Source organism: Micromonospora krabiensis, assembly GCF_900091425.1.
Lineage (GTDB): Bacteria > Actinomycetota > Actinomycetes > Mycobacteriales > Micromonosporaceae > Micromonospora > Micromonospora krabiensis.
The window spans coordinates 5,562,404-5,588,439 of sequence record NZ_LT598496.1 but is presented as its reverse complement, the minus strand read 5'-3'; the positions used below and the strand labels follow the sequence as shown (position 1 = coordinate 5,588,439).

At 73.4% G+C, this 26,036-nt stretch carries 21 protein-coding genes and 1 riboswitch; of the genes, 7 read left to right on the top strand and 14 right to left on the bottom strand.

All coding sequences use genetic code 11. The features are described 5' to 3' along the window. Positions 1-18: 18 nt before the first annotated feature. Positions 19-1,053: an ABC transporter substrate-binding protein gene (locus tag GA0070620_RS25710; protein ID WP_091595001.1), complete on the bottom strand. Its 1,035-nt coding sequence runs from the start codon at positions 1,051-1,053 to the stop codon at positions 19-21. 268 nt (positions 1,054-1,321) lie between these two features. Between GA0070620_RS25710 and GA0070620_RS25705 the strand changes: the two genes are divergently transcribed. From GA0070620_RS25705 to GA0070620_RS25690, 4 genes are all read left to right on the top strand, one after another. Continuing rightward, positions 1,322-2,107, top strand: a complete 786-nt coding sequence (locus GA0070620_RS25705; protein WP_091594999.1) for an ABC transporter ATP-binding protein — start codon at positions 1,322-1,324, stop codon at positions 2,105-2,107. A 2-nt stretch (positions 2,108-2,109) separates the two neighbouring features. After that, positions 2,110-3,060, top strand: coding sequence for an LLM class F420-dependent oxidoreductase (locus GA0070620_RS25700; RefSeq protein WP_091594997.1), 951 nt, complete (start codon positions 2,110-2,112; stop codon positions 3,058-3,060). Next, positions 3,057-3,374 (top strand): cupin domain-containing protein, encoded by a 318-nt coding sequence (locus GA0070620_RS25695; protein WP_091594995.1) that lies wholly within the window; start codon positions 3,057-3,059, stop codon positions 3,372-3,374. The genes GA0070620_RS25700 and GA0070620_RS25695 overlap by 4 nt, the downstream gene beginning before the upstream one ends. Positions 3,375-3,450: 76 nt before the next feature. Next, on the top strand, positions 3,451-6,087 hold the full coding sequence (locus GA0070620_RS25690; protein ID WP_091594993.1) for a hypothetical protein: 2,637 nt from the start codon (positions 3,451-3,453) through the stop codon (positions 6,085-6,087). A gap of 30 nt (positions 6,088-6,117) precedes the next feature. Here GA0070620_RS25690 and thiC read toward each other — a convergent pair whose 3' ends face one another. The 7 genes from thiC to thiE form a co-directional block, all read right to left on the bottom strand. Then, positions 6,118-7,710 (bottom strand): phosphomethylpyrimidine synthase ThiC, encoded by a 1,593-nt coding sequence (gene thiC / locus GA0070620_RS25685; protein ID WP_091594991.1) that lies wholly within the window; start codon positions 7,708-7,710, stop codon positions 6,118-6,120. Between the two features lie 17 nt (positions 7,711-7,727). Continuing rightward, positions 7,728-8,516: a bifunctional hydroxymethylpyrimidine kinase/phosphomethylpyrimidine kinase gene (gene thiD, locus GA0070620_RS25680; RefSeq protein WP_091594989.1), complete on the bottom strand. Its 789-nt coding sequence runs from the start codon at positions 8,514-8,516 to the stop codon at positions 7,728-7,730. Next, complete coding sequence (locus GA0070620_RS25675; protein WP_091594987.1) at positions 8,513-9,157, bottom strand: thiamine phosphate synthase; 645 nt, start codon at positions 9,155-9,157, stop codon at positions 8,513-8,515. The genes thiD and GA0070620_RS25675 overlap by 4 nt, the downstream gene beginning before the upstream one ends. Beyond that, the gene (locus tag GA0070620_RS25670; protein ID WP_091594985.1) at positions 9,154-9,933 is read right to left on the bottom strand and encodes a thiazole synthase; all 780 of its coding nucleotides are present in this window, start codon (positions 9,931-9,933) and stop codon (positions 9,154-9,156) included. Before GA0070620_RS25670 ends, GA0070620_RS25675 begins: the two co-directional genes overlap by 4 nt. Next, positions 9,930-10,130: a sulfur carrier protein ThiS gene (gene thiS / locus GA0070620_RS25665; RefSeq protein ID WP_091594983.1), complete on the bottom strand. Its 201-nt coding sequence runs from the start codon at positions 10,128-10,130 to the stop codon at positions 9,930-9,932. The genes GA0070620_RS25670 and thiS overlap by 4 nt, the downstream gene beginning before the upstream one ends. Then, a complete protein-coding gene (thiO, locus tag GA0070620_RS25660) occupies positions 10,121-11,305 on the bottom strand; it encodes a glycine oxidase ThiO (protein ID WP_172836498.1) in 1,185 nt (394 codons plus the stop codon). Before thiO ends, thiS begins: the two co-directional genes overlap by 10 nt. Continuing rightward, a complete protein-coding gene (gene thiE, locus GA0070620_RS25655) occupies positions 11,299-11,925 on the bottom strand; it encodes a thiamine phosphate synthase (protein WP_091594981.1) in 627 nt (208 codons plus the stop codon). The genes thiO and thiE overlap by 7 nt, the downstream gene beginning before the upstream one ends. Then, positions 11,919-12,029: riboswitch (TPP riboswitch) on the bottom strand. Its footprint overlaps the gene before it by 7 nt. A 280-nt stretch (positions 12,030-12,309) precedes the next feature. On the opposite strand from thiE, the gene GA0070620_RS25650 reads away from it, so the two are divergent. Then, a complete protein-coding gene (locus GA0070620_RS25650) occupies positions 12,310-18,150 on the top strand; it encodes a ThuA domain-containing protein (RefSeq protein WP_091594979.1) in 5,841 nt (1,946 codons plus the stop codon). Positions 18,151-18,222: 72 nt separating this feature from the next. Then, positions 18,223-18,747: a hypothetical protein gene (locus GA0070620_RS25645; RefSeq protein WP_231921976.1), complete on the top strand. Its 525-nt coding sequence runs from the start codon at positions 18,223-18,225 to the stop codon at positions 18,745-18,747. A gap of 116 nt (positions 18,748-18,863) precedes the next feature. Here GA0070620_RS25645 and GA0070620_RS25640 read toward each other — a convergent pair whose 3' ends face one another. Genes GA0070620_RS25640 through GA0070620_RS25630 form a run of 3 tightly spaced genes read right to left on the bottom strand, consistent with a single transcriptional unit; the run spans position 18,864 to position 22,158 of the window. Beyond that, positions 18,864-19,808, bottom strand: coding sequence for an aldo/keto reductase (locus GA0070620_RS25640; protein ID WP_091594975.1), 945 nt, complete (start codon positions 19,806-19,808; stop codon positions 18,864-18,866). Positions 19,809-19,831: 23 nt separating this feature from the next. Beyond that, positions 19,832-21,508, bottom strand: coding sequence for an ABC-F family ATP-binding cassette domain-containing protein (locus tag GA0070620_RS25635; protein WP_091594973.1), 1,677 nt, complete (start codon positions 21,506-21,508; stop codon positions 19,832-19,834). A 41-nt stretch (positions 21,509-21,549) separates the two neighbouring features. Further along, positions 21,550-22,158 carry a class I SAM-dependent methyltransferase gene (locus GA0070620_RS25630; RefSeq protein ID WP_091594971.1) on the bottom strand — a complete coding sequence of 203 codons (609 nt, stop codon included), beginning with the start codon at positions 22,156-22,158 and terminating at the stop codon, positions 21,550-21,552. A gap of 109 nt (positions 22,159-22,267) precedes the next feature. Here GA0070620_RS25630 and GA0070620_RS25625 point away from each other — a divergent pair, with 109 nt between their 5' ends. Then, the gene (locus tag GA0070620_RS25625) at positions 22,268-23,365 is read left to right on the top strand and encodes a hypothetical protein (RefSeq protein WP_091594969.1); all 1,098 of its coding nucleotides are present in this window, start codon (positions 22,268-22,270) and stop codon (positions 23,363-23,365) included. A 138-nt stretch (positions 23,366-23,503) separates the two neighbouring features. Here the strand turns inward: GA0070620_RS25625 and truA are convergent, their stop codons facing one another. From truA to GA0070620_RS25610, 3 genes are all read right to left on the bottom strand, one after another. Continuing rightward, on the bottom strand, positions 23,504-24,334 hold the full coding sequence (truA, locus tag GA0070620_RS25620; protein WP_091594967.1) for a tRNA pseudouridine(38-40) synthase TruA: 831 nt from the start codon (positions 24,332-24,334) through the stop codon (positions 23,504-23,506). Between the two features lie 67 nt (positions 24,335-24,401). Continuing rightward, positions 24,402-24,968, bottom strand: a complete 567-nt coding sequence (gene rplQ / locus GA0070620_RS25615) for a 50S ribosomal protein L17 (RefSeq protein WP_091594965.1) — start codon at positions 24,966-24,968, stop codon at positions 24,402-24,404. Positions 24,969-25,002: 34 nt separating this feature from the next. Further along, complete coding sequence (locus tag GA0070620_RS25610; protein ID WP_091594963.1) at positions 25,003-26,025, bottom strand: DNA-directed RNA polymerase subunit alpha; 1,023 nt, start codon at positions 26,023-26,025, stop codon at positions 25,003-25,005. Positions 26,026-26,036 lie beyond the last annotated feature (11 nt).

Genomic DNA, 26,036 nt, shown 5'->3' with positions numbered 1-26,036 from the left:
CCCCGGGGTGACCGGCGATCAGGCCTTCGGCACGAGGTTGAAGTCGATGATCTGGTCGGGCGTGATGTTCTGCTTCAGGGCGCCGGCGCCCTGGAGGATGGCGATGCTCTTCGCCACCCGGCCGCTGTCCAGGGTGCCCAGCTGGGTGCCGGAGTTGCTGGACCGGACGTAGCCGGCCATCAGCTGCAGCTCGGCCGCGGCCGCCGCGGGGTTGGTGGCGTCCACGTTCTTCTTCAGGATCTCCGCCGCCTCCTGCGGGTTGGTCAGGCTGTACTCCAGACCCTTCATCAGCGCCGCGGTGAACTTCTTCACCATCTCCGGCTTCTCCTTGGCGTACTTCGCCGAGGTGATGAGCACGTTGCCGTAGAGGTCCTGCATCACGTTGCTGTACGGCAGCATGACGGCCTTCTTGCCCTTGGCCACCGACTCGATGGTGGGCTGACCCACGACGAACTGCCCGATGCCGTCGACCTGGCCGGAGGCCAGCGTGCCGATCAGCGTCTGCGCCTCACCGTTGACCCAGGTCACCTTGCCGGCGTCGATGCCGGCCATCCGCGCGTACGTCGGGAAGAGGTTGCGGACCACCGACCCGGGGGTGTCCGCGAGCTTCTTGCCCTCCAGGTCCTTCGGCGAGGCGATGCCCTTGCCCTCCAGCGTGGCGATGCCCGCCATGGTGCGCTGCTGGATCGCGGCCACCGCGATGAAGTCCTTCGCCTGGCCGTTGCCGAGCTGGAGCAGGCCACCGGTCAGGTCGATCGGGCCGAAGTCGGCCTGGCCGCCGACGATCGTCTGGATCACACCGCCGGTGCCCTGACCGGCCTTGATCTCGACGTCGAAGCCGGCGTCCTTGAAGAAGCCCTTCTCCTTCGCCACCCAGGCGTAGGAGTCACGGCCGAAGTTGCCGAAGGAGGTGAGGTAGGTCACCTTCTCCAGGGTGCCGCCGGCGCCGCCCGCGGCGTCCTTGTCGGAATCCGAGTCACCGCTGCAACCGGCGACGAAAGCGAGGGCGGTGGCCAGGGCGGCCGCGGCGACCGTACGGGTCAGCCTTCTCATCAGTGCACCATGTCCTTTCCGACCGGGGGCGGCAGGCCCGCCGGAGGGGGTTTGTCAGGGGGCCGGCGCAAGGGGGCAGGCCGGCACCACCGTCGTGAGGGGACTCTTCGCGGGCACAGCGTACGAGAACCTCACCTTTGCGACGCCAGGCGTGTCGGGTTGCGGAACGGAAACAAAACGACGACGACCCCGGACGGTGCGTTACGGGCACGAGCCGGATAGTGTGTGTCGGATTCCTGACCCCCCGCTCAGTGGAGGCCGGCCGGAGATGATCCGACTGTCCGGTGTGTCCCGTACGTTCGACGGCCGATCGGGCCGGGTCGAGGCGCTGCGGGGCATCGACCTCGACGTCGCCGAGGGCGAGTTCGTGGCGGTTCTCGGCCGCTCCGGCTGCGGCAAGTCCACCCTGCTCCGGCTGGTCGCCGGGCTGCTGCCGGTCACCAGCGGCGACATCACCGTCGCCGGTACGCCCGTCTCGAAGCCCCGCCGGGACATCGCCATGCTGTTCCAGCGGCCGGCGCTGCTGCCGTGGCGCACGGTGCTCGACAACGTGCTGCTCCCGGTCGAGATCTTCGGCTGGAGCCGGTCGAAGTACCGCGAACGCGCGCGCCAACTGCTCGACCTCGCCGGTCTGGCCGGGTTCGAGAAGCGCCTGCCGCACGAGCTGTCCGGCGGCATGCAGCAGCGCGTCTCGCTCTGCCGGTCGCTGATCGGCGAGCCCCGCGTGATGCTGATGGACGAGCCGTTCTCCGCGCTGGACGCGCTCACCCGCGAGGAGCTCTCCGGTGAGCTCCAGCGGGTGCACATGGAGAACGGCGCCACCGTCGTGTTCGTCACCCACTCGATCGACGAGGCGGTGCTGCTCGCCGACCGGGTGGTCGTGCTCAGCCCACGACCGGGCCGGATCCGCAAGGTCGTCGAGGTGGAGATCCCCCGCCCGCGCACACTCGGCCGCAACGCGCACCTGGCGGACGTGGCGCGGGTCAGCGCCGACCTGCACGAGTTGCTGATGGAACGTGAGGAGCCGGCGGGCGCCGGCGCGGAGGGACGATGAGCATGCGGGTGTCGGTCTTCACCGAGCCGCACCGGGGCGCCAGCTACGACGACCAGCTCCGCTTCGCCCGGCTCGTCGAGGAGACCGGGTTCGAGGGCTTCCTCCGGGCCGACCACTACCAGTCGATGGGCGCCGACCCGGGCCTGCCGGGGCCGACCGACGCCTGGTTGACGCTGGCCGCGCTGGCCCGGGAGACCAGCCGCATCCGGCTCGGCACGCTGGTCACCTCGGCGACCTTCCGACTGCCCGGTCCGCTCGCGGTGATGGTGGCGCAGGTCGACCAGATGAGCGGCGGCCGGGTCGAGCTGGGCATCGGCGCCGGCTGGTTCGAGCGCGAGCACACCTCCTACGGCATCCCGTTCCCCCGGGTCGGCGAGCGCTTCGACCGGCTGGCCGAGCAGCTCGAGGTGATAACGGGTCTCTGGCGTACGCCGGTCGGCGAGTCCTTCACCTTCACCGGCGACCACTACCGGCTGGTGGACGCTCCCGCGCTGCCGAAGCCGGTGCAGGTGCCCGGCCCGCCGATCATCGTGGGCGGCCGCGGTCCGAAGCGGACGCCGGAGCTGGCCGCCCGCCACGCCGACGAGTTCAACATGCCGTTCAAGTCGGTGGCGGAGACCGCCGAGGCGTACGAGCGGGTGCGGGAGGCCTGCGACCGGGTCGGCCGCGCCGAGTCCGGTCGACCGCCGCTGGTGCTGTCCGCCGGGATCGTGGTGGCGATCGGCCGCACCGACGCCGAGGCCCAGCGGCGGGCCGCACCGCTGCACGTGGCGAGCGCGCTGCCGCCGGAGGACCCGGTGGTCGGCTCACCCGCCCAGCTCGTGGAGCGGATCGGGCAGTTCGCGGCGATCGGCGCCACCCGGGTGCACCTGCGCCTGATCGAGCTCGCCGACCTGGACCACCTGGAGCTGATCGCGAGCGACGTGCTCCCCCAGCTGGACGGAGAACGATGACCGACGTGACGGACCTGACCGAGGGCCTGGAGCTCGGGCCGGTGGGCCAGGAGATCGTGTACGAGAACGACCGGGTCCGGGTGTGGCACATCCGGCTGGAGCCGGGTGAGCGGCAGCCGCTGCACCGGCACGACCACCCGTACCTGGTGGTGGCGATCGAGGGCGCGAAGAACGTGGTGCAGACGGTCGACGGCACCCGCATCGACGCGGACGAACCGACCGGGGGCGTGGTCTACCGGGACCCGGGCGCGGTGCACATGCTGACCAACGTCGGGGACACGACATACGTGGCCCGCCTGGTCGAACTCAAGTAGACCGGCCGGTCAGGGCCGGCGCGGCGCGCGGCGCGCCGGTGGCGATCCGGCGTACCTGGTGCGTAACGTGCCGGACATGGCCTTTCGGACCTGGGGCAGATTGCTGCTCACGGCGCTCGGGGTGAGCGTGCTGGCCGGGGCCGGTCAGCTGGGCATCGCGTACGGCTTCGGCATCGTCCGGCTCACCGGCGCCTTCACCGGCGCGACCGTCAACCAGTGGCCCGCCCAGCTCGTGTGGGTGGGCTGGTTCGCGGCGAACGCCGCCGTGGCGGGCGCGGTCCTCACCGGGCGCCTCGCCCGGCGGGACGCGCTGCCCGCCACCACCGGCCGGCACCTGGCCGTCGGCGCCGCCGCCGCGCTGGGCGCCACGGCCGTCGCGCCGCTGTGCATGCAGCCGGCTCGTGCCGCGGAGCTGGTCTCCGTCGACCCGGTCTTCGCGGTCGGCATCTGCGCCGTCCTCGGCGCGATCGTCGGGGCGGGTGCGGCGATCGCCGTCCTGCTCAATCCGCCGCTGGGGTGGAACGTCGCCGCGGTGGCCGGCGCGATCTGGCTCCTCGCTCTGGTGTCCGCGCTGCCGTCGGTCGGCGCGGCCGGGCCGCTGCGCGCCGTACGCCTCGGGGTGCTGGAACCGACCTGGCTCGCCTCGGACGCCGCGCAGCGGCTGTCGCTGTTGCTGCTGCCCACGATCGGGCTGCTCGCCGGCGCGGCCAGCGCCGCGCTGGCCCGCTGGCGCGGTCACGTCCCGCTGGTCAGCGGAGCGACCGGCGTCGCCGGCCCGGTGCTGGTGGCGTTCGCCTACCTGACCGCCGGCCCCGGTGACGCGGTCAACCGATACCAGACCACGCCCTACTACGCCGCGCTGATCGCGGTCGCCGCCGGCGCGCTCGGCGCGGCCGCCGCCACCCTGCTGCGCTGGCCGCTCCACACCCTGGCCACCGGGTCCACGGGCGCACCCGCGATCGAGCCGAGCGCCATCCTGCGCCCGCTGCCCGCCGGACCGGCGCTGCCGTCCGGTTCCGCCGCCCCGGCACGGCCTTCAGGCCGGGCGCCGACCGCCGACGACGTCCCGCTCCCCGGCCGCGTGCCCACCGGCGGCCCGGCCCACGACGACCACTCCACCTCCAGCCGTACGCCCGATCCGGTCGCCGGTGACCCCGCCTCCGACGGCTCCGCCGTCCGGAACGCGCCGGCGCACTGGGACTGGCCGGCGAGCGGCGGCGCGCCGCTGACGGTCGAGTCCACGCTCGGCTCGGCCATCCCGTCCGCACGCGACGCGCAATCCGCTCCCACCGGCGACCGCCCACCCACCACCGGGGCCGCGCCGGCGACACCCACATCCGCGACGTCCGCACCCACATCGACCCACCTGGACGCTGCCGGCCCCGGCGATGCGCCGGCCCTCGCCCGCAGCGACAGGTCAGTTGCCGGCCCGGAACGCGCGCCCGAGGACAGTGACAGCACGGAGCGCGACGGCGCGGCGTCCGCTCCTTCCACCGGCTCCGATGCCGGTCTCGGTCCAGCCGCTGTCTCCGTCTCCGGTGTTTCCGCCACCGGCGCCCCTGCCGAGCCGGCCGACACTGAGATCGGAATGAGCGCGATGACGGAGCGGCATAATCATGCCGCGCAGTCATCGTCCTCAACTCCCTCGGCGCTTCCCGACGAGACGGGCCGCGAGCAGGGGCGACGCACCGAGGACGGCGGGCACGGCGGACGGGTTGCGCCGAGCCCGGCGGCCACGGCCGGCCAGGCCGCGGAGAAGACCAGCGCTGCCCCGGCCGCCGGCGACGGAGCCCCGGCAGAGTCCACCGCCGGACCGGCAGAACCGCAAGAAGGCACGGCGGCGGATCCGTCGGCGACGCCGAAGCCGCGCCGCCCGCGTAAGGCCCGGGCCTCGGCGAAGCCGACCGTCGCGCCGCGGGCCGCGTCCGACGACACGGCGCCGGCCCCCAGCGCCGCCGCCACCGCCGGCAGCGCGACCGGCACCGACCGCGCGAGCGACGACAGCGGCAGCACAGAAGTCGGCAGCGACACGCCGTCGGCCGGCCCGGTCCCGCCCGCCTGGCCGGTCCCACCGCGGAGCACGCCGACGAGTCACGGACCGGTGGGCACGGGACGCGTCGCCGAGGCGGCGGCCCGCGACGACCGGTCCGGGCCGGCGGCCCGCAATCCGGTGGCCGATCAGGCCGGGCCGACGGCCCCGGACGTGGAGCCGCTGCCCCGGGCGCGGCACCGGGCACCGCTGCCCGACCTGAACCGGGCCACCGACTGGGAGGCCCTGGCCACGGCCCGGCGCGCCGGTCCCGCGTCGACCACACCTCGCCACACCACGCCACGCCAGACGACGCCGCCTCCCGCCGCACCGGCGGACGCCGCACCGACGGACGCCGCACCGACAGACGCCGCACCGACAGACGCCTCGTCGGCAACGAATGCGGACGCACCCGAGGCCGACGCCACCGCGACCGCTTCCCCGCCGGAGACGGCGGCGGAGCAGTCCGCCGGCCGGGGCCGGGGGCGGCTCGGGCTGTTCCGGCGCAACCGGGCCCGGAGCGACGGGGAGAGCAGCCCCGCCGAGCCGGAGCCGCTGGCCGAGCAGGACGAGGAGTACGTGGACTGGGTCGCCGGGTTGAGTCGCCCACTCGCGGACAACGAGCCGGAGCAGGAGAGCGGCCGCCGATCACTGCGCTCGACGGGCCGCCACCACCGCGACTGAGCGACCACTCCCCACGCCCACGGGCCCGGCTCAGGCCAGCGGCAGGTACACGCGACCGCCGCCGGCCACGAACTCCTCCGACTTGTCCCGCATGCCGCGGGCGGCGTAGTCCTTCAACTCCTGCGTGATTTTCATGGAGCAGAACTTCGGGCCGCACATCGAGCAGAAGTGCGCCGTCTTGGCGGGCTCGGCGGGCAGCGTCGCGTCGTGGTACGCCCGCGCGGTCTCCGGGTCGAGCGCCAGGTTGAACTGGTCCTCCCAGCGGAACTCGAACCGCGCCTTGGAGAGCGCGTCGTCCCACGCCTGGGCGCCCGGGTGACCCTTCGCCAGGTCGGCGGCATGGGCAGCGATCTTGTACGCGATCACGCCGGCCTTCACGTCGTCCCGGTCGGGCAGGCCCAGGTGCTCCTTCGGGGTGACGTAGCAGAGCATCGCGGTGCCGAACATGCCGATCATCGCGGCGCCGATGGCCGACGTGATGTGGTCGTACGCGGGCGCGATGTCGGTGGTCAGCGGGCCGAGCGTGTAGAAGGGGGCCTCGTGGCACCACTCCTGCTGGAGGTCCACGTTCTCCTTGATCTTGTGCATCGGCACGTGCCCCGGGCCCTCGATCATCACCTGGACGTCGTACTCCCAGGCGACCTTCGTCAACTCGCCGAGGGTCTTCAGCTCGGCGAACTGTGCCTCGTCGTTGGCGTCCGCGATGGACCCCGGGCGCAGCCCGTCACCGAGGGAGAAGGTCACGTCGTAACGCGCGAGGATCGCGCAGAGCTCCTCGAAGTTCGTGTAGAGGAAGTTCTCCTCGTGGTGCGCCAGGCACCAGGCCGCCATGATCGAGCCGCCCCGCGACACGATCCCGGTGACCCGGTCCACGGCCATCGGCACGTACGGCAGCAGCACCCCGGCGTGCACGGTCATGTAGTCCACGCCCTGCTCGGCCTGCTCGACGACGGTCTCCCGGAACACCTCCCAGCTGAGCTTCACCGGGTCGCCGCCGACCTTCTCCAGCGCCTGGTAGATCGGAACGGTGCCGATCGGCACGGGCGAGTTCCGCACGATCGCCTCGCGGGTCTCGTGGATGCGTTTGCCGGTCGACAGGTCCATCACCGTGTCCGCGCCCCACCGGGTCGCCCAGGTCAGCTTCTCCACCTCCTCGGCGATGGACGAGCTGACGGCCGACGTGCCGATGTTGGCGTTGACCTTCACCAGGAACGCCTTGCCGATGATGGCCGGCTCGCACTCCGGGTGATTGACGTTGAGCGGGAGCACCGCCCGCCCGGCGGCGATCTCGTCGCGGACGAACTCCGGCGCGACGCCCTCCCGGACGGCCACGAACTCCATCTCCGGCGTCACGATGCCCGCCCGGGCGTACGCCAGCTGCGTGGGCCGGCGTCCGTCCGCGCCGGCGAGCGGCGTGCCCGCGCCCCGCACGGGAGCGACGTCGCCGCGCTCGGCGATCCAGGGACCGCGCAGCGGCGGCAGCCCCACCTCCGGGTCGGAGCCCGGTCCGGAGGTGTCGTAGAGGCGCACCGGCGGGTTGTCCCCGGTCAGCGTCACCTCGGCGAACGGCACCCGGACGTCCAGCCGGGCCCCCTCGACGTACACCTTGCGTCGTGCCTGCATGACACCCTCCCTGGTGATCAAGCGGACCAGCCGAAGTGGTCCAGCGGGCCGCGTCCCGCGCCCAGCTCCCAGCCCCGCGCGCCGGTCAGCGCGCGGTGCACGTACTCCTTGGCGGCCGCGACGGCCGTCGGCACCGGGTCGCCCAGCGCCAGCCGGACGGCGATGGCCGCCGAGAACGAGCAGCCCGTGCCGTGCGTGTGCCGGGTGTCCACCCGGGGCGCCCGCAGCAGCGTGGTGGATCCGCCGCCCACCAGCACGTCGACCGACTCGCCGTCGGCGTCCACGTCGCCGCCGGTCACCACCACGTGCGACGGTCCGCGCGCGGCGAGGGCCTCGCCCGCCGCGACCATCTCCTCGACGGTGGTCACCGGGCGTCCGGTGAGGGCCGCGGCCTCCGCGCAGTTCGGCGTCGTCACCTCGGCGTACGGGAGGAGTCGCTCGACCGCCTCCACCACGCCCAGCCGATGGCCGCTCGTGGCCACCAGCACCGGATCGACCACCAGGTGGGGCAGCCGTCCGGCCTCGGCGACCCGGGCGACCGCGGCGGCCACCGCCGGGCTGCCGAGCATCCCGGTCTTGGCCGCGCCCACGGTGAAGTCGGAAAGCACGCTGTCCAGTTGGTCGCCGATGGTGGCCGGGGGCAGCGGCAGCACGGCGTCCACGCCCCGGGTGTTCTGGGCGGTGACCGCGGTGATGACGCTGGTCCCGTATGCGCCGAGCGCGGCGAAGACCTTGAGGTCGGCCTGGATGCCGGCGCCGCCGCCGGAGTCCGAGCCGGCGATGGTGAGGACGGTCGCCGGGGTCATCGCCGCACTCCCGTGGTCGGGGTCGCCGGCTGCGGCCGGCCGCGCCCGGTCGGGCAGGTCAGGTAGGCGTCTCGCAACGTCGCGGCCGCCTCGGTGGGGTCCCCGGCGCGCATGACCGCGCCGAGGACGGCGACTCCGGCGGCACCCGCCTCGACGCATCGCCGCACCTGGTCCGGGGTCGCTATGCCGCCGAGGGCGAGGACCGGCACGGGGCTCGCCTCGATCAGCTCGGCGAGGCCGCCCGGGGTGAGGGGCGGGCCGTAGCCGGGCTTGGTCCGGGTGGGGAAGACCGGCGACAGGGTGACGTAGTCCTCGGTGGACAGTCGGGCCAGCTCGGTGGCGTCGTGGCAGGAGCGGCCGACCAGCCCGAGCGGAGGCGGCGGGTACGGGCCGGCGGCGGGCAGGTGGACGGCGTGACCGTCGAGCGGGTCCGGGCCGGCGACGACCAGCGTCCCGCCGGCCTCGGCGAGGATCGGGCGCAGGTCGGCGGCGAGCGCGGCGCGTTCGGCACGGGGCAGGTCCTTCTCCCGCAGCACCACCCAGCGGACGCCCCCGGCGACCGCGGCGGCGACCACCTCCGTGAGGGGCCGGGGCGTCTGCCTCCGGTCGGTCAGGACGACGATCCCGGACGGGCCGCTCACAGGTTCGGCCTTCCCTCGTCGGGGGTGGAGGCGAGGGCGTGGTAGCGGCGGCTGATCCGGCCGGCGCCCGCGGCGAGGCGGCCGGCCTCGACGGCGTACCGCATCGCGGTCGCCATCGCGACCGGGTCGGCGGCCCGGGTGACCGCGCTGGCCAGCAGCACCGCGTCGCAGCCCAGCTCCATGGCGAGCGCGGCGTCGGACGCGGTGCCGATGCCCGCGTCGAGGATCACCGGCACCTGCACGCTCTGCCGGATCAGCCGGATGTGGTGCGGATTGTTGATTCCCAGCCCGGAGCCGATCGGCGCGCCGGCCGGCATCACCGCCGCGCAACCGACGTCGGCCAGGCGCCGCGCGAGCACCGGGTCGTCACTGGTGTACGGCAGGACCGTGAACCCGTCGGCGACCAGTTCCTCGGCGGCGCGCAGCAGCTCCACCCCGTCCGGGAGGAGCGTCCGCTCGTCGCCGATCACCTCCAACTTGATCCAGTCGGTGTCGAAGGCGTCCCGGGCCAGCCGGGCCACCTTGACCGCCTCCCCGGCGGTGTAGCAGCCGGCCGTGTTGGGCAGCAGCCGTACGCCGCACCGGTCCAGCAGCTCCAGCAGCCCGCCGGCGGTGCCGGGCGCGGTGTCCACGCGTCGCAGCGCGAGGGTGACCAGCTCCGTGCCGGAGGCGCGGATGGCCTGTTCGAGCAGTCGCAGGTTCGCGGCGCCGCCGGTGCCGAGGACGAGCCGCGAGGTGAACGGGACCCCGCCGAGGTGGAAGGTCACGCCGCTCACCCGCCCTGGGCCGCGGTGAGCACCTCGACCCGGTCGCCGTCGCGCAGTGTCGCGGCGGGCCAGGCGGCCCGGGGCACGACCTCGCCGTTCACCGCGACGGCCACGCCCCGGTGCTGCGGGGTGACCTCCCGCACCAGGTCCGCGACGGTCACGCCGCCGGGGACCGTCCGCCCGGTCCCGTTCACCGTCAACTCCACGACTCCTCCTCGGTCCTCTGGTTCGCGGCGTCGGCGACCCCGGCCGCCGACGCGTCGGCGCTGTCGGCCCGGGCCGTGAACCGGTCGGGCCGGAAGGGGGCGAGCAGCGGGTCGGGCACGCCGCCGGTGACGAGATCGGCGATCAGGTCGGCGGTGACCGGGGTCAGCACGATGCCGTGCCGGTGGTGCCCGGTGGCGGCCAGCACGTCCGGTCGGCCGGGCAGCGCGCCGAGGATCGGGGCGTTGTCCGGCGTGCCGGGTCGTCGGCCGGCGACCGTCTCGACCAGGTCGTACTCGGCCAGCTCGGGCATCAGCTCGACGGCGGCGCGCAGCAGGCGGAGCACCGCCCCGGCGGACACGGTGGTGTCGCCGCGCTCCTCGACCGTCGCGCCGACCACCACCTCTCCGGTGTCGCGGGGCACGAGGTAGACGTGTTCGCCGTCGGCGTACCCCCGGATCACGTGCCGGAAGCCGGGGGGCCCGCCGTCGGGCGCGCGGAGCCGGACCACCTGGCCCTTCACCGGCCGGACGGGCAGCCCGGTCAGCGCGGCGGCCCCGCAGCCGGCCGCCACGACGGTGACGGCGGCGTCCAGGTCGGCGAGCCGCCGCACCACGCCGGGCACCAGCACGGCGCCCGCGCGTTCGGCGGCGGTCCGCAGCGCCGGAACCAGCAGCCGCGGGTCGACCTGGTGGTCGGTGGGCGCCAGGGCCCCGCCGCGTACGCGGGGTGCCAGCGCCGGTTCGTGCGTGCGCAGCTCGCTGGGGCGCAGCGGGGTCACCGGCAGGCCGAGGCTCTGCTGGTACGCCCAGAGCCGGCGTGCCTCGGCGAGGTCGTCCCCGGTCAGCCCGACCATGAGCGTGCCCTCGGTGCGGTAGCCGAGCGTGGCCCCGGTCGCCTCGGCGAGTTCGGCGGCGAACCCGGGCCAGCGGGCGGCCGACTCGACGAGCAGGCCGGTCAGCTCCCGCTCACCGAAGTACGCCTCGGCGACCGGGGAGAGCATGCCGGCGGCCACGGAGGAGGCCCCCGAGCCGGGTGCCGGATCGTGGACGGTGACCCGCAGGCCCCGGGCGGCGCAGCGCCAGGCGACGGCGAGGCCGATGGGGCCCGCCCCCACCACCGCCACGTCCGGCCGGACCCGGTCGACGTGCGCCGACGGGGACCGGCCGGTCAGCACGTCAGCGCCTTGAGCAGCTCGGCGGTGGCGCGGGCCGGGTCGGCGGCGGCGGAGAGCGCGCCGACGACGGCCACCCCGTACGCCCCGGCCGCCCGCAGGGCCGGCACCTGGGCCGCGGTCACCCCGCCGATGGCGACGACCGGCACGTCGACGGCCTCGGCGACGGCACGAACGCCGGTCACGCCGATGGGTGCCGGCAGCCCGTCCTTGGTGGTGGTCGCGTTGCAGGGGCCGACGCCGAGGTAGCTGGCGCCGGCCGCGACGGCGACGGCGGCCGTGCCCGGGTCCCGGGCGGTCGCGCCGAGCAGGGCGGCGGGGCCGAGTACCCGGCGGGCCGCGTCGACCGGCAGGTCGTCCGCACCGACGTGCCCACCGGCGGCGTCCACCGCCAGGGCCACGTGCAGCCGGTCGTTGACCAGGCACCGGGCCCGGTACGGCGCGCAGAGCGCCACGACCCGGCTGGCCAGGTCGTACGTCTCGCGGTCGGTGGCGTCGTCCTCGACGCGGACCTGCACGACCAGCTCGGCCCGGGCGGCCGACAGGGCGGCCCGGACCACGGCGAGCGGATCTCGCCCGGGTCGGCTGTCGGTGATGAGATGCAATCGTCCCAGGGACGGCACGGCAACACTCCTCCCTGCGCCGGCATTACCCGGATCAGGTTCGACGGTCGGGGGCGAACAGCCCCCCTCTCAGCCCGGTCCACCGGGCTCCCGTGGGTACTCGGCCACCGTACGACAGATCCGCCGGACTGCCAAGGCAGGCCGCGGGTGGCCCATCTCGCTGGTCGCTTCATGCTGTCCTGTTCGGAATGTCGCCCACTGTTGCCAAACCGTTACGTGCCGGCATCTTGCCCGACACGCATCCAGCGGAATTAATTTGTTCAGCGATTCGACAAAAATGCTGGCGTGTACGCCCTGGCCCGGCGTCCGCACCGGCATCCACCTGGGACGGTCTTCGGCGAGCCGGCCCCCGCGATCCCTGTCCACCGCGACATAGGAGGCGGCGTGTCCCGTCGTCGTGCCCGTATACCCATCACCGCGACCCTGTCCCTCGCCCTCGTCTCGAGCGTCCTGCTCGGGGCGCCCGCCCAGGCGGCTCCGGCCGCCGCGCAGGCCGCCCCGCGAGCCCCCCAGGCCGCCCCGGCCGCGGCCCCCGTCACACCGGTCCGGGCCGCCGCGGCGGCGGCCGACGACCCCTACTCCGTCCTGGTGTTCTCGAAGACCGCCGGCTTCCGGCACGACTCGATCCCCACCGGCATCGCCGCCATCCAGCAGCTCGGCGCGGCGAACAACTTCACGGTCGACGCCACCGAGGACGGGGCGGCGTTCACCGACGCCAACCTGGCCAAGTACAAGGCGGTGATCTGGCTCTCCACCACCGGTGACGTGCTGAACGCCGAGCAACAGGCGGCGTTCGAGCGGTACGTCCGCGCCGGTGGCGGCTACGTCGGCATCCACGCCGCCTCCGACACCGAGTACAGCTGGGCCTGGTACGGCGACCTGGTCGGCGCGTACTTCGCGAGCCACCCGGCCAACCAGCAGGCCACGATCAAGGTGGAGGACCACGCCCACCCGTCGACGAGCGAGCTGCCGGACCGCTGGTCCCGGTACGACGAGTGGTACAACTACCAGTCCAACCCGCGGCCGGACGTGCACGTGCTGGCCAGCCTGGACGAGAAGAGCTACTCCCCCGGCGCCGGCGCGATGGGCGCCGACCACCCGTTCGCCTGGTGTCAGGACTTCGACGGCGGGCGGTCGTGGTACACGGGTGGCGGTCACACCCGCGAGTCGTACGCGGAGCCGCAGTTCCTCAGCCACCTGCTCGGCGGCATCCGGACCGCCGCCGGCGTGGCCGACGCCGACTGCGGCGCGTCGAAGACGGCCAGCTTCGAGAAGGTCACGCTGGACAGCAACACCAGCAACCCGATGGAGCTGGACATCGCCCCCGACGGGCGGGTCTTCTACATCGAGCGCGACGGTCGGGTGCAGATCATCAAGCCGGACACCGGCAGCACGGTCACCGCGATCGACCTGGACGTGTTCACCGGCAACGAGGACGGCCTCATCGGCATCCGGCTCGACCCGGACTTCGCCACCAACAAGTGGGTCTACCTCTACTACGCCCCGAACGACGGCGTCGCGCGCAACCTGCTGTCCCGCTTCACGGTGACGGGCGACACCATCGACCCGGCGAGTGAGAAGCAGGTGCTGCGGGTCGACACCCAGCGCAACACCTGCTGCCACGCGGGCGGCAGCATGACCTTCGACAGTGCCGGGAACCTCTACCTGGCCACCGGAGACAACACCAACCCGTTCGAGTCGAGCGCGTACACGCCGATCGACGAGCGGCCGGGCCGCCAGGACTACGACGCGCAGCGCACCTCCGGCAACACGAACGACCTGCGCGGCAAGGTGATCCGGATCCACCCGGAGGACGACGGCACCTACACCGTCCCGGCCGGCAACCTCTTCCCGCCGGGGACCGAGAAGACCCGTCCCGAGATCTACGCGATGGGCTTCCGCAACCCGTTCCGCATCGGCTCCGACCCGAAGACCAACACGCTGTACGTCGCGGACTACGGACCGGACGCCAACGCCGACAACCCGAACCGGGGCCCTCGCGGCCTGGTCGAGTGGAACATCGTCACCCCCGGCAACTACGGCTGGCCGTACTGCACGGGGACGAACGAGGCGTACAACGACTACACCTTCCCGAACGGCCCGAGCGGGGCGAAGTTCGACTGCTCCGCGCCGGTGAACAACTCGCCCAACAACACCGGTCTCACCAACCTTCCGCCGGTCGTTCCGGCCACCGTCGACTACGGGTACGCCGGTGACGCGCGTTACCCGGAGATCGGCGGCGGCGGCGCGCCGATGGGCGGCCCGGTCTACCGGTACGACGCCGACCTGAACTCGGCGCGCAAGTGGCCGGCCTACTACGACGGCAAGGCGCTGCTCGGCGAGTGGAACCAGTCGAAGATGTACACGATGCAGCTGACCCCCGACGGCAAGTCGCTGGTCGACATCAACCAGCTGCTCACCGGCATGAGCCTGATCCGGCCGATGGACTTCGAATTCGGTCCGGACGGCGCGCTCTACCTGATCGAGTGGGGCAGCGGCTTCGGCGGCAACAACGACAACTCCGGCGTCTACCGGATCGACTACATCGCCGGTGACCGCGCGCCGATCGCCGTCGCGGCGGCCACCCCGACCTCGGGGCCGGCTCCGCTGACCGTCGACTTCTCCAGCGCGGGCTCCCGCGACCCCGACGGCGGCACGCTCACCTACGCCTGGGCGTTCGGCGACGGGCAGACCTCCACCGAGGCCAACCCGACGCACACGTACGCCACGGCGGGCAACTTCACCGCCCAGCTCACCGTCACCAACCCGAAGGGCCGTACGGCGGTGGCGAACGTGCCGGTCACCGTGGGCAACACCGCCCCGACGGTGACCATCGAGTTCCCGCCGGACGGCGGCTTCTTCGACTGGGGCGACCAGGTCCGCTACACGATCAAGGTGACCGACCCCGAGGACGGGGAGATCGACTGCGACCGGGTCCAGCTCCAGGTGCTGCTCGGCCACGACGAGCACGCCCACCCGCTGGAGCAGCACACCGGCTGCACCGGCACGGTCCAGACGTCGCTGGCCTCCGGGCACGGCGCCGAGGCGAACGTCTTCAGCGTCTTCGAGGCGACGTACACCGACGACGGCGGAGCCGGCGGCGCCGGCGCGCTCACCGGCCGGGCGATCGAGCAGCTCCAGCCGAAGCGCAAGCAGGCCGAGTACTTCACGGCCACCGGGCGGGCGCCGGGCAGCACCGGCGGCGGTGACCCGGGCGTGCAGCGGGAGACCACCGGCGACACCGCCGGCGGCGGCCAGAACATCGGGTTCATCGAGGACGGCGACTGGTGGTCGGTGGCCCCGGCGAACCTGACGAACATCACCGACATCCGGTTCCGGGCGGCCTCGGCCACCACGGGCGGCCGGATCGAGGTCCGGGCCGGAGCCGTCGACGGTCCGGTGGTCGCCACGGCCGTCGTGCCGGGCACGGGTGACTGGCAGACGTACGCGGACGTGACGGCACCGGTCACCGGCGCCGCCAGCGGCTCGCTGTACTTCGTCGCCAAGGACCCGAACGGCGGCGCGGGTTCGCTGCTCAACGTCAACTGGATGGACTTCCTCGGTCGGGGCGTCACCGACAACGCGCCGCCGGTGGTCACCGCCACCGCGACGCCGACGACCGGCACCGCGCCGCTCGCCGTCGCGTTCGACGGCACGGCCACCGACGCCGAGGGGAACACCCCGCTGACGTACGCCTGGGACTTCGGTGACGGTGGTACCGCGTCCACGTTGGACGCCACCCACACGTACACCAGCCCGGGCACCTTCACCGCCACGTTGACGGTGACGGACAGCAAGGGCGCGAAGTCGTACGCCACGGTTCCGGTGCGGGTGGACGCGCCGAACACGTCCTGCTTCGGGGCGCGCTCGGACGACTTCAACGGCAACAGCCTCGACAAGAGCCGGTGGAGCAGCGTGGTTCGGGAGAACCAGCTCTACTCGGTGTCCGGCGGCGCCCTGCGGCTGCCCACCTCGGTGGGTGACCTGTACGGCGCTCGCAACGACGCCACCAACCTGGTGCTCCAGCCGGCGCCGTCCGGGGCCTGGCAGGCGACCACCAAGGTCACCCTGCCGGTGACGGCCAACTACCAGCAGGCCGGCCTGCTGGTCTACGGCGACGACGAGAACTACGCCAAGCTGGACCTGCTGTACAACGGCAGCCGCCGGGTGGAGTTCATCCGGGAGACGGCCGGCACGCCGCGCAACGAGGGTGCCGACAGCGCCGCCGCACCGGCCGGTGACACCGTGCACCTGCGACTGACCAGTGACGGGACGAACCTGACCGCGGCCGTCTCGGCCGACGGCCAGACCTTCACCCCGGTCGGCCGGTCCGCCGCGCTCGCCGGCATCACCAACCCGCGGATCGGGGTCTTCGCCCTCAACGGCGGCACGGAAGCGCCGGTCGTCGACGCGGCCTTCGACTGGTTCCAGGTCTCGCCGGACGAGCCGGCCGGATCGGTCGAGCCGTCCGACGAGTTCACCGGCACCGCGCTCGACAAGTGCCGGTGGGACGCGATCCTGCGGGAGAACCCGTCGGGTTACCGGGTGAGTGACGGCGCGCTGCGGATCGACGTGCCGAACGGTGACATCTACGGCACGGGCAACACCGGGCCGGCGAACTTCATCCTCCAGACCGCGCCGTCGGGCGACTGGACCCTGGAGACGAAGGTCGACGGCAGCCTGCTGAACGAGCAGTACCAGCAGGCCGGTCTGATCGTGCACGCCGACGACGACAACTACCTGAAGTTCGACTTCATCGCGGACAACCAGGCCGGCCAGCCGGTGACGCGGCGGATCGAGTTCCGCAGCGAGATCGGCGGGACGGTGCAGAACCCGCAGCCGGAGGCGGGCAACCTGACCGGTTCGGTGTGGTACCTGCGGCTGGCCCGCAGCGGCGACACCTTCACCGCGTCGTACTCGGCGGACGGGACGACCTGGAGCGCGCTGACGGCACTGACCAACAGCGCGGTCGGGGCGACCCCGAAGGTCGGGTTGTTCACCCTCGGCGCCAACCAGACCGCCTCGAAGACCGCCTCGTTCGACTACTTCCGGCTCAGCACGGAGGTGGCCGACGAGACGGCTCCGGTGACCACCGCGGCGGTCTCCGGTACGCCGACCGCCGGTTGGCACACCGGGCCGGTCACGGTCACGCTGACCGCCGCCGACGAGGCCGGCGGCAGTGGGCTGGCGGGCACCGCCTACCAGCTGGACGGCGCCACCACCTGGACCGACTACACCGGTCCGGTGCAGGTGACCGGGGACGGCACGCACGAGCTGCGGTTCCGCTCCACCGACAAGGCGGGCAACGTGGAGTCGACCAAGACCGTCACGGTCAAGATCGATGCCACCGCGCCGGTCACCTCGGCGTCGTTCGCGCCGGCCAACGACGAGGGCTGGCACAACGGGACGATCCCCGTCGTGCTGACCTCGACCGACGCCGGCTCCGGGGTGAAGACGGTGGAGTGGTCGCTGGACGGTGGCGCGTGGACGCCGTACTCGGAGCCGGTCGAGGTGACCGGCGACGGGCAGCACGAGCTGCTGTTCCGGTCCACCGACAACGCGGGCAACGCCGAGACGCTCAAGTCGGCGGTGCTGCGGATCGACGGCGCCAAGCCGACGCTGCTGGTCTCCGGGATCGCCGACGGCCAGCTCTACGGCGACAGCCAGGACGTCCGGGTGTCCTGGCAGGCCGTCGACCCGACCTCGGGCATCGCGAGCGTGGTCGGGACGCTGGACGGCCGCCCGTACGCCAGCGGCACGCTGCAGGCCATGTACGAGCTGCCGCTCGGCCTGCACGAGCTGACCGTCACCGCGACCGACAAGGCGGGCAACCAGACCACCTCGGCGGTCCGGTTCTTCGTCACCACCTCGTTCCGGGACATGCAGAACCTGCTGGACCGGTTCAAGGCGACGGGGCGTCTCTCGGCCAAGGCGCACACGGATCTGACGAAGAAGCTCGACGCCGCCCGTAAGGCCGAGGCGTCCGGCAACGACACCAAGGCGCTCAAGGAGCTCGCCGCCTTCCGGAAGCTCGCCGCCGACACCAAGCTGGTGCCGGAGGCGGAGATCCGGGACGTGCTGATCCGCGACGCCGACGCGATGACGGTGCGGCTCGGCGGGACGGCCAGCAGCGCCGGGGTCAAGGCGAACGACGGCAAACCCGTCAAGGGTGCCGGGCGACTGGGTGGCGACGTCACCCGGCTCGCTCCGGGCCGCCAGCTCTGATCCGTCCGAGGCCCCTCCCCGACGCCGCGGCGTCGGGGAGGGGCCTCCCTCTTCGGCAGTGAGGAGATGTCCGTGAGGCGTACGTGGAAGGGTCTCGCCGCCCTGGCCGTCGGGCTGGTGCTGACCCTGCTGTCCGCGGCCCCGGCCGCGGCGGACACCGGAAAGCTCAAGCTCACCGTGGCCGGCGACGGCGCCGACGGCGTCACCGTGCGGGCCACCCACCCCGACGGGCGGCAACTGGAGACGCTCGTCCGGCTGACGCTCAACGCCACCGGCCCGGACGGCCAGCGGGTCGGGCCGGTGCAACTCGAACCGTCCGCCGAGGGGCACGGCTTCTACAGCGTCGGCTCGATCCTCTCGCCGGGCCGCTGGCGCGTCACGGTGAGCGCCCCGGCCCCGAACGGCAGCGAGGCCAGCGCCCAGGTGGAGGCCCGGCCACCGGGGTCGCCGCCGGCACCCGAGCCGGTGGCGGCGCAGACGGATGCCGCCGGACGCGGGGCGGGGGTCGGCTGGTGGCCGGTCGCGGCGGGCGGGCTCGTGCTCGCCGCCGCGGCGATCGCGGTGGCGATGCTGTCCACCCGCCGCCGGCCCGACTGAGCACTCGGCGCTCCCGCGCCGTTCGACCCGAGATCCTTGACGTCGGGGTGTCCCGAGCCCCGGGTCACCCCGACGTCAAGGAACGCGAGTGGATCACAACCGCGCCCGCCCCGGGATCAGAGGACGGCGCGCAGGGCGTCCAGGTCCTCGTCGGTGGGCTGCCAGGCGCCGGCGGCCGCGTTGGCACGGACCTGCTCCGGCGTGGTGGCGCCGGCGATCACCGAGGTCACGGCCGGCTGGGCGGCCAGCCCTCCGATGGCCACCTGAAGCATGGTGAGACCGCGCTCGTCCGCGTACGCGCCGATGGCCTCGATGGTGTCCCAGTCGGCCGCGGCGAGCCGCTCGGCGTAGCGGCCCCCACCGGCGAGGCGGCTGCCGGCGGGCGGCGCCGAGTCCCGGTGGTACTTGCCGGTGAGCAGCCCGTTGGCGAGCGGGAAGAACGGCAGCATCCCGAGGCCGAACCGCTCGCAGGCCGGGATGACCTCCGCCTCGACCGACCGCTCCAGCAGGCTGTAGTGGTTCTGCGCGCTGATGAACCGGGACCGCCCGTTCGACGAGGCGACCCAGTCGGCGTCGGCGATCTGCCAGCCGGCGAAGTTGGAGTTGCCCAGGTAGCGCACCTTGCCGGCGCGCACCAGGTCGTCCAGCGCCGCGAGGGTCTCGTCGATCGGCGTGCCCGGGTCCGGCTCGTGCATCTGGTACAGGTCGATGTGGTCGGTGCCGAGCCGCCGCAGCGACGCCTCCACCGCCCGGGCGATGTAGCGCCGGGCGCCGCGGGCACCGAAGTCGGGGCCGTTGAGCCCGTGCATGTCCATGCCGAACTTGGTGGCCACCACCACGTCGTCCCGGCGACCCTTGAGCGCCTGCCCGAGCAGCTCCTCCGAGCCGCCCTGCGGCTCCCCGTAGATGTCGGCCGTGTCGAAGAAGTTGATGCCGACGTCGAGCGCGGCGTCGACCACCGCGCGGGTGCCGTCGACGTCGAGCTTGCGGCCGAAGTTGTTGCAGCCGATCCCGACCACGGACACCACGAGCCCGGAGTCGCCCAGTCGGCGGTAGGTCATCTCAGTCACGAGATCAACCCTACTCAGCCCACGTCCCACACCGGCTCCGGTGTCTCCACCACCTCGCCGTCCCCCCGAAAGAGCACGAACCGATCGAACGTCCGGGTGAACCACCGGTCGTGCGTCACCGCGAGCACGGTGCCCTCGAACGCGTTCAGGCCGGCCTCCAGGGCCTCCGCGCTGGCCAGGTCGAGGTTGTCGGTGGGCTCGTCGAGCAGCAGCAGGGTCGCCCCGGACAGCTCCAGCAGGAGGACCAGGAACCGGGCCTGCTGTCCGCCGGACAGGGTGCCGAAGCGCTGGTCGCCCTGCCCGGCCAGCTCGTACCGGGACAGCGCCGCCATCGCCGCGTGCCGGTCCATGCCGGCCCGGTGCTCGTCACCCCGCCACAGGATCTCGACCAGGGTCTTCGCCACCAGCTCCGGCCGGTCGTGGGTCTGGGAGAAGTGGCCGGGCCGCACCCGGGCGCCGAGGCGGACCATCCCGCCGTGCGCGACGGGCGCGAGCTTCGCCCCGTCCACCGGGATGTTGGCCGGGTCCGGGTCCGTGCCGCCGCGGGCGAGCAGCCGCAGGAAGTGCGACTTGCCGGTGCCGTTGGCGCCGAGCACGGCGACCCGGTCGCCGTACCAGAGTTCCAGGTCGAAGGGGTAGGTCAGGCCGTCCAGTTCGAGCTGCTCGGCGATCACCGCGCGCTTGCCGGTCCGCCCGCCGGTCAGGCGCATCCGGATGTCCTGGTCCTTCGGGGGTACGGGCGGCGGCCCGGCCTCCTCGAACTTGCGCAGCCGGGTCTGGGCGGCCTGGTAGCGGGAGGCCAGCCCGTCGTTGTACGCGGCCTTCTGCTTGTACATCAGCACCAGCTCGCGCAGCTTCTGGTGCTCCTCGTCCCAGCGGCGGCGCAGCTCGTCCAGGCGGTCGTGCCGGGCCACCCGCGCCTCGTGCCAGCTGGCGAAGCCGCCCGGGTGCACCCAGGCGCTGCCGCCCTCCACCGCGACCACCCGGTCCGCCGTACGCGCCAGCAGCTCCCGGTCGTGCGACACGTAGAGCACCGACTTCGCCGACTCGCGCAGCCGGCCCTCCAGCCACCGCTTGCCGGGCACGTCGAGGAAGTTGTCCGGCTCGTCGAGGAGCAGCACCTCGTCCGGGCCGCGGAGCAGCAACTCCAGGGCGAACCGCTTCTGCTGCCCGCCGGAGAGGGTCCGGACCGGGCGCTCCCGGGCGGCTTCCCAGGGCAGGTCGAGCACGATGGTGGCGACGGTGTCGAACAACACCTCCGCGTCGTACCCGCCGACCTCCCCCCAGGCGGCCAGCGCGTCCGCGTACGCCAGCTGGGCCTTCCCCGCCGCGGTGCTGTACTTGCCGCGCACCTCGGCCTGCCGCATGGCCGCCTCGGTCGCGGCGAGCCGGTGGCCGGCGTCGCGGAGCGCGGGCGGAGCGAGCGACAGCGCCAGGTCGGCGAGCGTCGACTCGTCGCCGATCATGCCGATGAACTGCCGCATCACCCCGAGCCCACCGGCCCGGGCAATACCGCCGACGCGCACGGGCAGGTCGCCGGCGACCATCCGCAGCAGCGTCGTCTTGCCCGCCCCGTTCGGCCCGACCAGCGCCACCTTCGCGCCCTCGCCGACCCGGAACGACACGTCGGCGAAGAGTTCCCGACCGTCGGGAAGGGTGTGCCCGACCGCTGCCACGTCCACGTAACCCACGCCGGGATCCTGCCTCAGACCAGGTGGGGCGGTACATCCATTTACCGGCTGACGCGCAGCACCCGGTAGCCCTTCTGGCTGGCCTGCCGCTGCACCTGCCAGCCCTGCTCGTCGACCAGCCAGCGGTGCAGCGAGTCACCGCCGAGGTGGCGAGCGACCACCAGCCAGGCGACGCCGTCGGGCGCAAGCCGGGGCAGCCAGCGGCGCATCAGGTCGTGCAGCTCGTCCTTGCCGATCCGGATCGGGGGGTTCGACCAGATCTGCGCGAAGCGGACGTCGGCCGGCACCTCGTCCGGCGCGCGGACCCGCACCCGGTCGGCGGCGCCGACCCGCTCCGCGTTGGCGGCGGTGAGGGCGCGCGCCCGCTCGTTCACGTCGACCGCCCACACGGTGGCCGACGGCGCGGCGCTGGCCAGCACGCAGGTGATGGGGCCGAATCCGCAGCCGAGGTCGAGCAGGTCGCCGACGGTGCCGGCGGCCGGGAGCTCGGCCTTGCGCAGCAGCACGGCGGTACCGGGGTCGAGCCGGTCGGCGGAGAAGACGCCGCCGGCAGAGGCGAGCGTGAAGTCGCGGCCGGCGGCGGTGAACTCGACCTCGCGCCCCCGGGCGGCGGTGGTGGGTTCAGCGGTGAAGTAGTGGTCGCCGGTCACGCCCGCAATTCTCGCACCGGCCCCGGTGCCGGGCGGAGACGGCCCGACCCGTGCCGGCAATTTCCCATTATTACCACCGAAAGGGACAAACACTCCTACCCTGAGCCTCATGGTGTATCGGTACGAGTCCGATGAGGACGCTTTCGTGGAGTACCCGGAGCCCGGGTCCGAACTGTCGGTGCTCGGCACCGCTCCGCCGCCGGCAGGGCCCTCCCCGTCGCGCTTCCCGACGCCGTCGCTGCCGCGCACGAGCCGGATGGCGCTGCCCGCGTCCACACCCGATCCGCTGCCGGTGCGGGCCGAGACCCCGGTGTCACCGGCGCCGTCGGCCGCCGACGGCCCGCCCCCGTCCCGGGTGTACGAGTCGGCGGCCCTGGCCGAGCCGGCGTCCCCACGACGCGGCGGCGGCCGGCTCTGGCAGGTCCTGATCGGCGGCGCGGCCGTCCTCGTCCTGCTCGCGCTCTGCGGGCTCGGCGCGGCCGCCCTGCTCGTCGACCGCACCCCCGACCCGCAGCCCACACCGTCCTACCAGGCCGGCGCCGACCCGTCCGGCGCGCCGGAACGGGACGACCTGGACTCGCGCGACACCGACCAGGCGCCGCTGACCGCGAAGGAGGTCTTCCCGGGCAAGCAGCTGGTGGCGGCCGACGGCCAGCCCGCCTACAAGATCCTCAAGACCCAGTCCAGCGGCAGCTGCGCGGTGGCGGCCACCGACGAGATCGCCGACCTGCTGGTCCGGCTCGGCTGCAGCCAGGTGGTCCGGGCCACGCTCCGCTCCCCCGACGGCACCCACCTGGTCACCGCCGGCCTGTTCAACCTCACCGACCGCGCCAGCGCCGAACGGGCACGCGACCGGATCCGCCAACTGCTCGACGAGCGGCAGGGCCGCTTCCGCGGCATGGCGGCTGACGAGGACAGCGAGGCGGTCGCCTCCGCCCCCGCCCGCGTCGGCTGGCAGGTACGCGGCCACTACCTCGCGTACGCCGTGGTGGTCCGCAGCGACGGCGAGACGATCCGGTCCGGCGACAGCGCGGCCCGCGAGGTTCTCTTCGACCTCATCGAGCAGCACCTGAACAAGGGCGTGCTGGACCGGCGGGCCGCGGGCGGCACGGCGAGCCAGCCCACCGCCGGCCCCTCGGAGAACACCGGCGAACCGTCCGGAAGCACCGGCGGCCAGGACGGCACGGACGAGCTACCCGGCGACTGACGGCCGGGCGGTACGTCGACGGGTGCGTGACCACGGGGCACGCACCCGTCGCGCGTCCAGGGCCGGTCGGCGGCCCGGCGGGCACCGGTTCGGCAGCCCGCGGCGGGCCCGCCGTCTGCCGGCCGCCGGGCCCGGGGTTCAGGCCTCGGCGGGCACGCGCAGGCGACGGGTGAGGTCGGCGCGACGGGCGTACTCGGCCGGGTCGTCCGGGTAGCCGACCGCCACCAGGGTCAGCCCGTGCGCGGGCGCGACGGTCACCTCGCTGGACCGCTCACGGCGGGCGAGCAGGCTCGCCGGCCACTCGACGGGCCGCCGACCGTCCCCGGCGACCAGCATGGCGCCGACCAGGCTGCGGACCATCGCCTGGCAGAAGGCGTCCGCCTGCACGGTGGCGACCAGGACGCCGTCCGGCGCCCGCCGCCACTCCAGCCGGGTCACCTCGCGCAGGGTCGTGGCGTTCTCCTTGCGTCGGCAGTACGCCGCGAAGTCGTGCTCACCCACCAGACCGGCCGCCGCGTCGTTGAGCGCGTCGACGTCCAGCGGCTTCGGCCAGGCCAGGATCTCGTGCCGCCGCAGCGGATCGGCCCCGTACGGGGCGTCGGTCACCCGGTACTCGTAGCGGCGGAAGGTGGCCGAGAAGCGGGCGTCGAACTCGGCCGGCACCTCGGTGATCGCCCGGATCCGGACGTCCGTGGGGAGCAGCCGGGCCAGCCGGCGCAGCAACTGCCCCTCCCGCTCGCGCCAGACGGTCGTCGGCAGGTCCAGGTGACACACCTGCCCGGTCGCGTGGACGCCGGCGTCGGTGCGGCCGGCCACCGTCAGGCCCGTCGCGGTGCCGGCGCCGAGCACCAGGTCGAGCGTCTCGACGAGCACCCCCGCGACGGTCCGGCGGGTCGGCTGGGCCGCCCAGCCCGAGAAACCGGTGCCGTCGTACGACACGTCCAGCCGCAGCCGGGTCCGCTCGTCCACTCCGTACCTCCGTGACGGGTCGGGCCCGACACCCACTAGGGGTGCCGGGCCCGACGAAAGCCCGTGATCAGGCCTTCTCGTTGTTCTCCTCGACCGCGAGGTCGCTGTCCTCGCGCGCCTCGGCGGTGTCGCCGGAGGCCGAGACCGGCGGCTCCGCGTCCTGGTCGGCCGACTCCGCCCGCGGGGTCTCCTCCGCCGGCGCGAGCGCCTCGACCTTGTCCTGCTGGGCGGCCTTGCGGGCAGCGGTCTTCTTGTTCGCCTTCGGCTCGGCGACCTGAAGCTCCTCGACCAGCTCGATGATCGCCATCGGAGCGGCGTCACCCTTGCGCGGACCGGTCTTCACGATCCGGGTGTAACCGCCGGGGCGGTTGGCGTACCGGGGCGCGATCTGGTCGAACAGGGCGTAGACCACGTCCTTGTCCTTGACGACACCCAGCACCCGACGCCGCGAGGCGAGGTCGCCGCGCTTGGCCTTGGTGATGAGCTGCTCGGCCAGCGGACGCAGCCGCCGGGCCTTCGTCTCGGTGGTCTGGATCTTGCCGTGCTGGAACAGCGCGGTGGCCAGGTTGGCCAGCATCAGCCGCTCGTGCGCGGGGCTGCCGCCGAGGCGGGGGCCCTTGGTGGGCGTGGGCATTTTTGGTGCTCCTCAGGTGTGGCGGCAGCGCGGACTAGAGCTGCTCGGTCTCGCGGTAGTCGTCGGTGTCGTAGTCAGCCTCGCCGAAGGTGTCCACGACGTGCGCCGGGTCGAAGTTCGGGGCCGAGTCCTTCAGCCCCAGACCCATCCCGGCGAGCTTCATCTTGACCTCGTCGATCGACTTCTGACCGAAGTTGCGGATGTCGAGGAGGTCGGCCTCGGTACGCCCGATGAGCTCACCAACGGTGTTGATGCCCTCGCGCTTGAGGCAGTTGTAGGAGCGGACGGTCAGGTCCAGCTCCTCGATCGGCAGCGCCAGGTCCGCCGCCAGCTGGGCGTCCTGCGGGGACGGCCCGATGTCGATGCCCTCGGCGGTCTCGTCCAGCTCACGAGCCAGGCCGAACAGCTCCACCAGCGTCGAACCGGCGGAGGCCAGCGCGGTACGCGGGCCCATCGACGGCTTGGTCTCGACGTCGATGATCAGCCGGTCGAAGTCGGTCCGCTGCTCGACACGGGTCGCCTCGACGCGGTAGGTCACCTTCAGCACCGGCGAGTAGATCGAGTCGACCGGGATCCGGCCGATCTCGGCGCCGGCCTGCTTGTTCTGCGCCGCGGTCACGTAGCCGCGACCCCGCTCGACGGTCAGCTCCATGTCGAGCCGGCCCTTGCCGTTCAGGGTGGCGAGCTTCAGGTCCGGGTTGTGCACCGAGACGCCGGCCGGCGGCTGGATGTCACCCGCGGTCACGTCGCCCGGGCCCTGCTTGCGCAGGTACATGCTGACCGGCTCGTCGTGCTCGGAGCTGACGCACAGCTCCTTGATGTTCATGACGAGCTCGACCACGTCCTCCTTGACGCCGGGGATCGTGGTGAACTCGTGCAGCACGCCGTCGATCTTGATCGAGGTCACGGCCGCACCCGGGATCGACGACAGCAGCGTACGCCGCAGCGAGTTGCCCAGGGTGTAACCGAAGCCCGGCTCCAGCGGCTCGATGGTGAACCGGGAACGGGTCTCGTTGATCGACTCCTCGGAGAGGGAGGGTCGCTGGCTGATGAGCATGTCTTCTCTTC

Coding starts and splice junctions, on each gene's coding strand:
- GA0070620_RS25710 (WP_091595001.1), bottom strand. CDS start 1,053: ATGAGAAGGCTGACCCGTACGGTCGCCGCGGCCGCCCTGGCCACCGCC.
- GA0070620_RS25705 (WP_091594999.1), top strand. CDS start 1,322: ATGATCCGACTGTCCGGTGTGTCCCGTACGTTCGACGGCCGATCGGGC.
- GA0070620_RS25700 (WP_091594997.1), top strand. CDS start 2,110: ATGCGGGTGTCGGTCTTCACCGAGCCGCACCGGGGCGCCAGCTACGAC.
- GA0070620_RS25695 (WP_091594995.1), top strand. CDS start 3,057: ATGACCGACGTGACGGACCTGACCGAGGGCCTGGAGCTCGGGCCGGTG.
- GA0070620_RS25690 (WP_091594993.1), top strand. CDS start 3,451: ATGGCCTTTCGGACCTGGGGCAGATTGCTGCTCACGGCGCTCGGGGTG.
- thiC (WP_091594991.1), bottom strand. CDS start 7,710: ATGCAGGCACGACGCAAGGTGTACGTCGAGGGGGCCCGGCTGGACGTC.
- thiD (WP_091594989.1), bottom strand. CDS start 8,516: ATGACCCCGGCGACCGTCCTCACCATCGCCGGCTCGGACTCCGGCGGC.
- GA0070620_RS25640 (WP_091594975.1), bottom strand. CDS start 19,808: ATGACCTACCGCCGACTGGGCGACTCCGGGCTCGTGGTGTCCGTGGTC.
- GA0070620_RS25625 (WP_091594969.1), top strand. CDS start 22,268: ATGGTGTATCGGTACGAGTCCGATGAGGACGCTTTCGTGGAGTACCCG.
- rplQ (WP_091594965.1), bottom strand. CDS start 24,968: ATGCCCACGCCCACCAAGGGCCCCCGCCTCGGCGGCAGCCCCGCGCAC.
- GA0070620_RS25610 (WP_091594963.1), bottom strand. CDS start 26,025: ATGCTCATCAGCCAGCGACCCTCCCTCTCCGAGGAGTCGATCAACGAG.